This window comes from Butyrivibrio sp. INlla21 (genome assembly GCF_900116875.1).
Classification (GTDB): Bacteria; Bacillota; Clostridia; order Lachnospirales; family Lachnospiraceae; genus Butyrivibrio.
In genome coordinates this window covers 55,527-66,281 of the sequence record NZ_FPCC01000019.1, presented here as the reverse complement: position 1 = coordinate 66,281, position 10,755 = coordinate 55,527, and the positions used below count along the sequence as shown (strand labels likewise).

The 10,755-nt window shown below is 42.0% G+C and carries 9 protein-coding genes and 1 pseudogene; 6 read left to right on the top strand and 4 right to left on the bottom strand.

Annotated elements, in window-relative coordinates; genetic code table 11:
- A pseudogene (locus BM377_RS11415) lies at positions 1-343 on the top strand (transposase); the annotation flags it as partial.
- A gap of 33 nt (positions 344-376) precedes the next feature.
- Here the strand turns inward: BM377_RS11415 and BM377_RS11410 are convergent.
- The 3 genes from BM377_RS11410 to BM377_RS11400 all read right to left on the bottom strand — a co-directional run bounded on the left by BM377_RS11410 (position 377) and on the right by BM377_RS11400 (position 3,121).
- A complete protein-coding gene (locus tag BM377_RS11410) occupies positions 377-769 on the bottom strand; it encodes a pyridoxamine 5'-phosphate oxidase family protein (protein WP_092248315.1) in 393 nt (130 codons plus the stop codon).
- A gap of 110 nt (positions 770-879) precedes the next feature.
- Positions 880-1,566: a response regulator transcription factor gene (locus tag BM377_RS11405; RefSeq protein ID WP_092248312.1), complete on the bottom strand. Its 687-nt coding sequence runs from the start codon at positions 1,564-1,566 to the stop codon at positions 880-882.
- Entirely contained in the window at positions 1,559-3,121 is a 1,563-nt protein-coding gene (locus BM377_RS11400) for an ATP-binding protein (RefSeq protein WP_092248309.1), read from the bottom strand. Before BM377_RS11400 ends, BM377_RS11405 begins: the two co-directional genes overlap by 8 nt.
- Positions 3,122-3,270: 149 nt before the next feature.
- On the opposite strand from BM377_RS11400, the gene BM377_RS11395 reads away from it, so the two are divergent.
- Genes BM377_RS11395 through BM377_RS11380 form a run of 4 tightly spaced genes read left to right on the top strand, consistent with a single transcriptional unit; the run spans position 3,271 to position 7,264 of the window.
- Positions 3,271-4,701, top strand: coding sequence for an ABC transporter substrate-binding protein (locus BM377_RS11395; RefSeq protein ID WP_092248306.1), 1,431 nt, complete (start codon positions 3,271-3,273; stop codon positions 4,699-4,701).
- Positions 4,702-4,709: 8 nt separating this feature from the next.
- The gene (locus BM377_RS11390) at positions 4,710-5,618 is read left to right on the top strand and encodes a carbohydrate ABC transporter permease (protein WP_092248303.1); all 909 of its coding nucleotides are present in this window, start codon (positions 4,710-4,712) and stop codon (positions 5,616-5,618) included.
- Positions 5,619-5,630: 12 nt separating this feature from the next.
- On the top strand, positions 5,631-6,479 hold the full coding sequence (locus tag BM377_RS11385; RefSeq protein ID WP_092248300.1) for a carbohydrate ABC transporter permease: 849 nt from the start codon (positions 5,631-5,633) through the stop codon (positions 6,477-6,479).
- Between the two features lie 14 nt (positions 6,480-6,493).
- Positions 6,494-7,264 (top strand): histidinol-phosphatase, encoded by a 771-nt coding sequence (locus BM377_RS11380; protein ID WP_092248297.1) that lies wholly within the window; start codon positions 6,494-6,496, stop codon positions 7,262-7,264.
- Positions 7,265-7,329: 65 nt separating this feature from the next.
- Here the strand turns inward: BM377_RS11380 and BM377_RS11375 are convergent, their stop codons facing one another.
- Entirely contained in the window at positions 7,330-8,319 is a 990-nt protein-coding gene (locus BM377_RS11375) for a hypothetical protein (RefSeq protein ID WP_092248294.1), read from the bottom strand.
- A 168-nt stretch (positions 8,320-8,487) separates the two neighbouring features.
- Between BM377_RS11375 and BM377_RS11370 the strand changes: the two genes are divergently transcribed.
- Entirely contained in the window at positions 8,488-10,737 is a 2,250-nt protein-coding gene (locus BM377_RS11370; RefSeq protein ID WP_092248291.1) for a LicD family protein, read from the top strand.
- Positions 10,738-10,755: the final 18 nt, after the last annotated feature.

The following is a 10,755-nucleotide window of genomic DNA, read 5'->3' as shown; positions in this document are numbered from 1 at the left end:
TCTGGGAAGATTACATGGAAGAATGTGATGACATAAGATACACCGAGGGGATGAAAGATCTCTATTCTCACAGGAAAGAAACAATAGAGAGAATCTTTGGGACAGCCAAAGAGAATCATGGATTTAGATATACACAGATGTATGGAAAGGCGCGGATGGAAATGAAGGTCGCGCTTACCTTTGCGTGTATGAATCTAAAAAAGCTTGCAAGAATCAAGAATGAATGGCGGTTAGAAATGGCCTGATAAGGGCTGTTTTGACCATTTTTATTATGAAAATCCGGCTTAAGAAGAAAAATGGTCTTGAGAGCTATGCTCTCAAGACCACTTTGTCTACAGTCTGACGCAAGACGTTTATCGTCTTGCGTTTTATTATTTTAGAATGTAATTGTTTCAGGTGCTCCGGTGAATGAGTAGAATGTTGCTGTAGCATCCTTAATGTAGAATGCTTCTGTGTTTCCGTCGTCGGCGCTGTACATGTTCTTAAGCTCCGGATAAGCATCGAGCATAGCCTGGCGAGCTTCCCTTCTGTCATCCTCTACAAGGATTCCGGATACTCTGAGCCATGTGCCGTCCTTGAATGCGCAGATCTCAAACTTGGGATTTACGTGGAGCTGCTTAGATACATCTTTTGACTTTCCTGTCTGGATATAAAGCTTTCCTTCAAAAATATTTGCTGTGCCGAAGGGACGTACCCTGGGCTGGTCTTTATCTACTGTTGCAAGGTAGTATGTCTGTGCTTCTTTTAAAAATTTCTCGACTCTCTGCATAGTTGCTCTCCTTTATAAAAAACAAATTGGTTACTATATATTATCACTAATCACCTATCAAATAAATAGGATTTAGACTAAATTTAATGTATTTTGAGTTAAAACATAACTCACCTGCCGTTCTGATCGATAAACTGCTCAAATCCCACAACTCTGAGCTCTTTAAGAACTTCCTTGATGTTCTTCATATTGAATTTTTTGAGAATGCTGTGCACCTGGCTCTTTATCGTTACGGTCGATACATATCGAAGCTCCGATATCTGCTTGTAGGTCATTCCCGTGTACAAACTCTTTAGTATCTCAAATTCACTGTTTGAGAGCTTGGTAAGTATGTTCATGAACATGAAAAGGCTCTTTTGCTGTTCCTTGACATGGCTGAGTTCTTCAATGATCTTCTCGGCGTATTGCGGACGTAAGATCAACCGGTTTTTGTATACGTTCCTGATGGAAGAGAGAACCTGTGTGATTGAATCGGTCTTGATAATATAGTCCATAACACCGGCGCAGTAAGCTTGAAACAGAAGATCGTCGTCTTCAAGGATCGTAAGGATCACAATCTTGATATTGTTGTCTTCCGCTAGGATGCGCTTAGCTGCATCTATTCCGGCGGTTCTTGTCTCCATCTGTATGTCCATGAGGACTATATCAGGCTTGTTTTCAAGGGCAAAAGAGACAGCGTCTATCCCCGATGAAACGCTTCCCATAAGTTCCATATCGGGCTCGTGAGATATGATTCCGCCAAAGTAATCTCTTATTTCATTATTGTCATCTGCGATGAGTATTTTTATCTTATCCATTTTCTTTTTTTCTCCTGGGTAAAAGAATTTCCACAAGAGCGTGGTGGTCGGCTTTTTTCTTACTTCCCGTTATGTGCATCTGACCAAGCTGAGAAGTTATGACTTTAAACGCATACGGAAGTCCTATGCCCCAATTTGAATTCTTGGACTTGGTAGAAGCAAAGGGCATCAAAAGTTTTCTGACGGAGCCCGGAGCGATTCCCGTTCCGTTATCCCACAAAGACCAGTATACCCATTCTTCGCTCGCTTCAATAGTTATCACAAGCTTTTTTTCTTCGCCGCTTGAAGAATCATTCTGCATCGAGAGTGAATCAAGCGAATTGATGATGAGGTTGGATATTGCATGCAGGGTGTGATATTTATCGAGTGTACATAGTACGGGGAAATCGCAATATCTTTTTTCTAAAATTATATCATTCGGAATTCCGGCCTGCTCTATCGCTTCGTCAGTCAGAGATCTGATATCGACGGCGTTTGGCTTTATATGAAGCTGTTTGATAGCACCCAGTGAATCGGAGAGGGCTTTCATCTGCTTATTGGATATCGCGACTATTCTTTCAAGCTTTTCTTTTCCCTCGTCTGTTCCGTAGGAAGAGAGCGCTTCGTTTGCAAGGATGTTCATTGAGAACATCAGATTTTTTTCCGAATGAAAGACGTCTTTTAGATTGTAATTAAGATCATCGATCTGCTTTTTCAAAACCCTGTTTCTGGAATATGCGATAAGATCCAGGGAAAAGAATCCGTTAATGCTGATAACGATAAAGATGAGGATTCCAAGCGCAAACACGGGATAGAGACTTATGTACATCGGAGGGATCCTTTTAATTCTGTTAAAGAACCAAAATCCCGTGTTAAATACATATGAAGGGCTGTTTTTGAACAGGCCGACAAAAATAAAGTGATAGAAAGCGATGTTTATTAAAGAGACACTTGTAAACAGTATTATCGTTGTACTGAGAAAACATGTCATCTTCTTTTTTACCAGGTTAAAAAGGAAAAAAAGAAGCGGATAAAACATGTAGATTACGATGACAATGCTGAAAACGGAGTGTGTAAAGCTGTAAAGAAGTTTCAATCTGTGTTGCGAGATCTCATTCATGGAATGATATTTTAAATACGCGGAAAAGGCGTTTTTGGTGCTGTAAAAACAAAGATAAGCTACGGCCAGCACTGCGAATATGATCTTTGAAACAAGAAAAGCCGTAACTGAAGTGTCGGGTCCGCCCTGTTTGACGTTTCGTCTTATAACATCGATAAGTGTTGAGATTCCGAGAAGGTAGATGACAACGCCAAGATTCCTTACAAGCTGCATGTATTTCATCGGGAGCTTGAAGCTGTGGCCGACGAATCTGTATATGAAAATATCGAGATCACGAAGCGGAAAATATGTGGGCGGGACATAACTTGATGAACTGTAATACTGAAAAAGAACCGAAATGGTTGTAAAAATGATACCGATGATCATGAAGAACATGGGGAGACCGTATCTGCTGTGCGGCACAAGAAAAATAAGTACCATCGCACATATTAATAGCAATAGAACACTGATTGCCATAAAATTTACACCCTCCCATGTATTTTGTATTGTACTACCTATGTTGATTGTATAAAAGGTGTAAAAAAATTCCAACTGTTCCGGGTGCAAAAAAGTTCATATAATCATTTTATAAAGGATTAACGTTTTTTAATGGAGGAGGGAAATTAATGAAGAAAAAAATCATGTCGCTAATACTGGCTTCCGTAATGCTGGCAATGACGGTATCAGCGTGCGGAAACAGCGGAACGGGTGATACTGCTTCGCAGACAAGTTCTGATGGAGCAGATAAAACTGCGGACGGCGAAAAGGCTCCTGCGGGCGATGTTCAGGTTGTTACGGTATGGAGTGACAATGCACATGAACAGACTATCAGAGAAGCTCAGGTAGAAGAGTTTAACAACACGATCGGAAAAGAAGAGGGGATCCAGATCGACTATACGGTGTATGGTTCTGATTATGCGGACGTAGTCAATGTAGCTCTCATGGCTAATGACGGTCCCGATCTTTTCAGACCGTCATCCAATACTTTTGCAAAATATGTAAGTGCCGGATATGCGGTACCTATTTCAGATCTTGAGGGAAGCGATTCACTTCTTTCAAAGTACAGTAAGGACGATCTTATCATAGGCGATCAGGTTTTTGATGATAAGGTTTATACACTTCCTTACAGCCTTCAGTCATATAAGATGATCATAAATCAGGATCTTTTTGACAAGGCAGGAATCAAGGAAATTCCCACAACCTGGGATCAGGTAAGAGAAGATGCCAAGATCATTACAGACGCTTCGAACGGAGAGGCATACGGATTCTTCCTTGCGCTTCAGAGCGGATGGACACTCGATCATTATATTTACAGTGTATCCTCAGCAGCGCTCGGACACTTCGGTTATGATGCCGTTTCCGGAACCTATAAGTACTCAGACGGACTTCCGATCGTACAGGATATTCTCGGAATGATCGATGACGGAAGCGTATTCCCCGGATACGAGAATATGGATGCAGACACTGCAAGAGCGCAGTTTGCCGCAGGCAGAGTCGGTATCGTTATGGCAGCAAGTTTTGATGTTGCTGTTTACACAGAGCAGTTCCCTGCAGAGTGCAACTGGGTAGTATGCGATCCTCCTACGATCAAAGAAGGAGGTTACGACTACAAAGAGATGGTTGCCGCAGTCGATCTTCTCGGTGTTGCCAAGAAGGCACTCGATGCAAAAGATACATCTAAGATCGCAAGAGTTCTTGAGTGGTTCTATGCAGATGAGAATCTTGTAGAGATGTACGAGCAGGGAATGTATATTCCTTACAGAAGCGAAGTTCTTGATATCGCGGGAGAATCATCCGTAAAGGGATGGAAAGAGTTCTCAACATTCAAGGACAATCAGTTCATAGTAAGAATGGCTGACCCCAAGGGTGTTATCACATACGAAGGACTTTCCGCAAGAGAAACACTTGCAAAGCTCTTCTCGGGCGGATATTCGGAGGATGCGGCTACTGTTTTGAAAGATCTTGACGATCGCTTGAACGGCGGACTAAAAGAGCTTGATGAAGCAGAGCTAAAAGATTATATCGCACCCTCAAGTTATAACGTAAAGAGAGACTAATATAAGATATGAGAAAAAAGCTTAGACTCAGCGACGACAATGTGCAAGCGTTCTTGATGATACTTCCGTTTTTTGTCGGTTTTATCATGTTCAGCTACGTTCCGATCGTTTACATACTAAGATATGCGTTTACAAATTACAGCGGATTCGGCGATTGCGATTTCACGGGTCTGGCCAACTTTGTCAGAGCATTCAAAAGAGATCCCGATTTCTGGCAGTCTCTTCTCAATACTGTAATCCTCTCGGCTGGAAAGCTGGCGGTAGAGATACCGCTAGCCCTCCTCCTTGCGGTTCTTCTTAACAAGAAACTGAAAGGAATGGCTTTTTTCAGGGTTACACTTTTTCTTCCGGCGATCATATCGGCGGTTATTATAGGACTTATCTTTTCACTCCTGTTTGCATCACACAACGGTATGGTGAACGGTATTCTTGCCAATATAGGTCTTATAGAAAAGCCAATCAACTGGTTCAATACCAAGTGGAAAGCCATGCTGATATTGGGAATAGCATCGGTATGGCAGAACTACGGTATCAATATGATCTTCTTTTTGATGGCGCTTCAGAGCATTCCACAGGAACTCTATGACTGCGCAAGTATAGACGGAGCTACGGGACTAACGAGATTTTTTAAGATAACTCTTCCCATGATAGCTCCGATATTCCAGTCGATACTTCTCATGGCGATTGTAGGAAGTCTTAAGGTATGCGATCTCGTAATATCATGCACAAACGGACAGCCCGGGGGTACAACCGAGGTTGTCATGACATACATATACAAGTCGTTCTTCGGAAAATCAGGAAGGAATATAGAAGTCGGATATGCTTCCGCGATGGCGCTTATCACGGCAATCTTCCTTGGATTGGTGACCTTTGTTTATCTCAAGGCTACCAAAAAACTGAAAGAATACGAAGGCTAAGGGAGGCAGAATATGTACAGGGTAAAAAGAAATTTCGGAAACACGCTTATCTACCTCTTTTTGTTGGTATTCTTTATGCTCAGTTTCTTTCCGGTTTTCTACACTTTCATGTCCTCATTCAAGAGTAACATGGACATTTTGACGACGGGAAACACGCTTATTCCAAAACACTTTGTTCTTGAGAATTATTCTAAAGCATGGGAACTTGCGGATTTCTCAACCTATACCAAGAACAGTATTTTCTTATCGTTCTTTTGTGTTATAGGTGCGATAATGTCCAGTACCGTTTGTGGATATGCTTTTTCCAGAGGTACCTTTAAGGGAAAAGAGATAATTTTCTATTTTATGGTCTCATCAATGTTTGTTTCATTGGGTACACTGACTCTTTATCCACTTCTTATGATAATGAAGGCGGTGCATTTGAATAAATCACTGTGGGGCGTTATTATAATACGTGTCTTCGGAATGAATGTTACCAATCTTTTCATCGCGAGAGGTTTCATCACATCCATTCCAAAGGAGATTGACGAGGCTGCCAAGATTGACGGATGCTCTTTTGCAGGAATATATACAAGGATCATCTTTCCTCTTTGCAAGCCGCTTATAGCTACTGTTGCCATACTCGCGTTCAGAAGTGCGTGGAATGATTACATGCTTCCGATGGTATTTACAATGACGGACACTTCTCGCATGCCTTTGGTTGTAGGCATAATGCATCTTAAGTCTTCGGGAGATGCCGCATCTTCCTGGAATTTGATGCTTGCGGGTACAGCGATTTCACTGGTTCCAATGATACTCATCTATATAGGATTTAACAGGTATTTCATTTCAGGCATGACAGCGGGAGCGGTAAAAGGATAAGGAGAGCGCTTTAGATGTTAGCAAATTACCACACCCACACGATAAGGTGTAAGCATGCCGCCGGCTCGGAGAGAGAATATATAGAAGCCGCGATAAAAAAAGGTTATAAGATACTGGGTTTTTCCGATCATGTTCCACAGCCTTATCCCGAGGGCTTTGTTTCGGGAATCAGAATGGATATGTCGGAACTTGAGGATTACACATCCACTCTTGTAAGCTTGAGAGAAGAGTACAAAGATAAGATACAGATCCTTATAGGATATGAGGTTGAATATTCACACAGATTTTTTGATCGTCTGATGGATGAGCTTAGAAAGTTTCCGCTTGATTACATGATCCTGGGGCAGCACTTTGCGCCGAATGAAGTGGACGGATTCTATGTCGGAGCTCCGACAAACGACGAAGATAAGTTAAAAGCATATGTTGACCTTGCCATTGAAGGAATGGAGACAGGTCTTTTTACATATCTGTGTCATCCCGATCTTATGAACTATACGGGAGATGAAGAAAAATATCTTAAGCATATGAGACGCATCGTAGAAGCTTCAATAGAGCTTGATTTCCCGCTTGAAGTAAATGTCTACGGATTTGTTGATGGAAGACATTATCCGAGTGACAGGTTCTTTAAGATGGCTTCCGAGATGGGAGCGAAGTTTGTCATTGGCTGTGATGCCCATGACCCCAGAGTACTTATTAACCCCGAGGATGTTCCTGAGTTTAATGAGTTCCTTAAGAGAAATAAAATAGAATACGGTGACAATATCGTAGATATTATCAGACCATAACCAAAAAAGAAGCAACCACATTACGTGATTGCTTCTTTTGTTTTATTGCTTCCTTTGCAGGCTGATTACTTAACGACAACCGTTCCGAGAACGTTGATTCCGAGGTTGTTTGTAAGTTCAACTTCTCTGCTGATGTTTTCATAAGTTGATTCGCCGATACCCTCAAATAAGATAAGTCCGTCGGATTCAGCGGCTTTATCGATTGAAGAAGGATCGCTTAAGATGTTGCTAGCAATTGAAACGGGAATGTTTTTACCCTTAAGGAATTCCTCAACCTGTGTCATGTAGCTGCTTGCGCCGCCTTCTGCAAGAGATGAGCAAAGAAGGATGTTCTTGGCGTTTTTGCCATGTGCAAGAGCCATGATGCTGCTGCAGATAACAGCAAGTCCGTCGTCGGTTTTCTTTACGATGGAACCGAGTACCGGAAGCTTAAATGCAGATCTGATATCATCTTCGGTTTTAAGCTTGGGTGAAAGAACATATATAAGTGCAAGGAATACGATCGCAAGAAAAGCGCATCCAAAGGCACCCAAGAAGCCGAGTTTTAAGTGATTGTCATAAGGAGTTGCAGCAATAACCTCCTCGGTTTCGAATCTTTTTATTCTTATATCAAAAGCTTTTTTCTGATCGGCATCAAGTGAACCGTAAACAGAACCGCCACCTGAAAGCTGTGCGGTTGAGGATGTATTAAGTGCCTGTATCTTGTACCAAAGACCCTCTGCGCCGTCTTTATCAATGTCATTTGAAGCATTGAATTTTTCAAGGTCTTGAAGAATGCTGCTCTTTACGGTTTCGCGAGTTTTCTGATAAACCTTGTATGTATCGAGAGCAAGCTCAACCTCGACGAGCTGCTTGTCCGAAAGTTCGATATCAAGATCGGCAAACTCATTTTCCTTTTTATCGGAATGTGCTTCTTTATAATCTTTAACCGCGCATAATGCAGTTCCAAGTATCAATCCGATAATGGCAAAAAGAATTATTGTCTTCCAAAATTTGAAGATGTATTTGGCCAGATCTTTAAGATCTATCTCCAGATTTTCTCTGTAGTTTTCCATTGTCAATTATTCTCCCTCTAAAAAATTTTCCCGTTAATATGATACAAGAGATAAGGATAAGAATCAATCTGACATGTATAAAGACATAAGATAAACAATTGTTGAAATGCGTATAAGTTAGTAAAATAGAAGAGATATAAGCGTTTTATAAGTGAGAGGGGACAGACGATGAATCGGTCTATCGATTTTTTCAGAGACGAAGTCAGAAACGGTTTTTACATTCCGACTGCGATAAAGCAGGCGTGGGCTGCTACTCTGGACGTTCTTGAGACAATAGATGAAATATGCAAAAAGCATGGGATCAGATATTATGCCGATTGGGGGACGGCTCTCGGTGCGGTAAGGCACGGAGGATATGTGCCGTGGGACGATGATCTGGATATCTGCATGCTTAGGGATGACTATGAGAAGTTCAGACAGGTTGCGGATGAAGAACTTCCCGATAATTATGTGATACACGACTATGAGAGAAAAGAAAATCACTGGCTCTTTCTTGCAAGAGTTGTCAATTATTCCAAGATGTGCTTTGACATAAGCTATCTTGATACACACAACAATTTCCCGTATCTTGCGGGCGTCGACATTTTTATAAAGGATTATCTTTATGAGGATGAGGAAAAAGAGAAGGCGCGAGATAAGGAAGTAATGACTCTTCTCGCCAAAGCAGAAAACTATATAGACGATGAAGGAAAAAGAGATAGCGCTGTAGAGCTTTATAGAGCAGCCGAGAAGATGATGGCCGAGGTTAAGCCTGAAGAATCAAATCTTGTCGGACAGATTTTTCCTTGGGTTTTAAAAAACGGAAACAGAGTGGGAGAGAATAAATCTCTGTATGAAAAGAGCATAAGACTTCCGTTTGAAGATACGACGATACCCATGCCTGCCCGCTACAATGAGATGCTTAGGAAAAGATACGGAGATTACTGCGCTTTAAAAAAGGTTTGGGACGGTCATAACTATCCATTCTTTGAAGGTCAGAAAAAAGAGATGGAGGAGCTGAGCGGACAGTCTCTTTCGAGATTTGTTTTTGATGAAGTGATGCTTGAGCGTGTCGCTCCCGATAAGAGCGGTTCTCTAAAGACAATAGCAAAAGAATGTCTTGCCGAGATGGAGAGACTGCTTGATGTTGTTGAAGCTCTTCCGGATGACCTTACACAGGATGTTGCAGATCTTCAGCAGCTGGCGGCGGATTTCGGAACACTGACAGAGAATGTGAAAGGCGAGAAAAGACCTTGCACTCTTAATGTTGTAGATGCGCTGCAAGCCTTTTGTGACGCACTCTGGGAAGAGTGTAGTGCGATAGGCAACTTGGAAGGAGACATGACTTTCGATGGAAAAAAGGAAGACGGGAAAGCTCTTTTTTCACAAAGCAGGGCTGCGCTTGATAAGGTGGCAGCAGCTGTAAAAGAGAATATCTATGACAGGAAAGAAGTTCTCTTTCTTAGTATCGGTCCGCGTGAGTGGAAGTCTTTTGACAAGTATTATCAAATGGCTGTATCCGATGAAAAAACAGATGTATTTGTGGTTCCGCTTCCTCTTATGAAGAAGACGTTTCTTGGCAATATTAATATGAGCGACGAAGAGATAGCGGATGCTACGTGTTTGAAAGATTATCCCAGCGGCATAGATTATGCGGACTGGGCCGGATATGATATTTCCTTGCATGCTCCCGAGACCGTATATATACATAACCCATATGACGGCGCTAATCCTTGCCTTACGGTGCCCACTTCATTTTACGCGGAAAATGTGAGAAAATATGCGGATGAAGTAATATATGTTCCGATCGCGGATACGGCTGAGATTGGTGTTAATGACAAAACGGACATCTACAATATGGGACATTATGTTACAGCTCCCGGTGTTGTATATGCGGATATTGTTTATGTGCAGTCAGAGAATATCAAAAGACGCTATGTTGAAGTACTTACCGCGTTTGCCGGTGAGAAGACTAAGGATATCTGGGAAAATAAGATAAGAGTACGTGACGCCGTCATAGGTCCCGTGCAAAGTGGCAAAGTATATGTTGATGATGTACATGGCGGTGCCGGGCCAAACGAGAAGAAGCTTCTTGTTTGTATCGGTGCAAATGAACCGGCGGAATGCGATGGCTCTTTTGCGGAGCTTTTAAATAATAAGCTTGAGATTATAAGAAACGCAGGCGGTAAGCTTAAAGTATCCGTATTATTGTATCCAAGTCCGGGCGAAGCACCGGAAGGCACTGATATGTACGGGGATATTCTTGATATTTTGCATAAAACGGAAAAAGAGGGGATAATAGAAATCGTGTCCGCATCACCACGCCGCGCCGACGATGTGGCGAGAGAGTACGATGCTTACTACGGTAGCGCGTCAGCATTTGTTCCCGCATTTGCTGTTGCGGGGAAGCCCGTTATGATCGCAGATTTTAAGGTGTGACCTGATTGTATATTGTTT

What these genes read in the sequence shown, in the direction of transcription:
- BM377_RS11410 (WP_092248315.1), bottom strand. Translation starts at nt 769, where the DNA reads ATGCAGAGAGTCGAGAAATTTTTAAAAGAAGCACAGACATACTACCTT.
- BM377_RS11385 (WP_092248300.1), top strand. Translation starts at nt 5,631, where the DNA reads ATGTACAGGGTAAAAAGAAATTTCGGAAACACGCTTATCTACCTCTTT.
- BM377_RS11370 (WP_092248291.1), top strand. Translation starts at nt 8,488, where the DNA reads ATGAATCGGTCTATCGATTTTTTCAGAGACGAAGTCAGAAACGGTTTT.
- BM377_RS11400 (WP_092248309.1), bottom strand. Translation starts at nt 3,121, where the DNA reads ATGGCAATCAGTGTTCTATTGCTATTAATATGTGCGATGGTACTTATT.
- BM377_RS11395 (WP_092248306.1), top strand. Translation starts at nt 3,271, where the DNA reads ATGAAGAAAAAAATCATGTCGCTAATACTGGCTTCCGTAATGCTGGCA.
- BM377_RS11380 (WP_092248297.1), top strand. Translation starts at nt 6,494, where the DNA reads ATGTTAGCAAATTACCACACCCACACGATAAGGTGTAAGCATGCCGCC.
- BM377_RS11405 (WP_092248312.1), bottom strand. Translation starts at nt 1,566, where the DNA reads ATGGATAAGATAAAAATACTCATCGCAGATGACAATAATGAAATAAGA.
- BM377_RS11375 (WP_092248294.1), bottom strand. Translation starts at nt 8,319, where the DNA reads ATGGAAAACTACAGAGAAAATCTGGAGATAGATCTTAAAGATCTGGCC.
- BM377_RS11390 (WP_092248303.1), top strand. Translation starts at nt 4,710, where the DNA reads ATGAGAAAAAAGCTTAGACTCAGCGACGACAATGTGCAAGCGTTCTTG.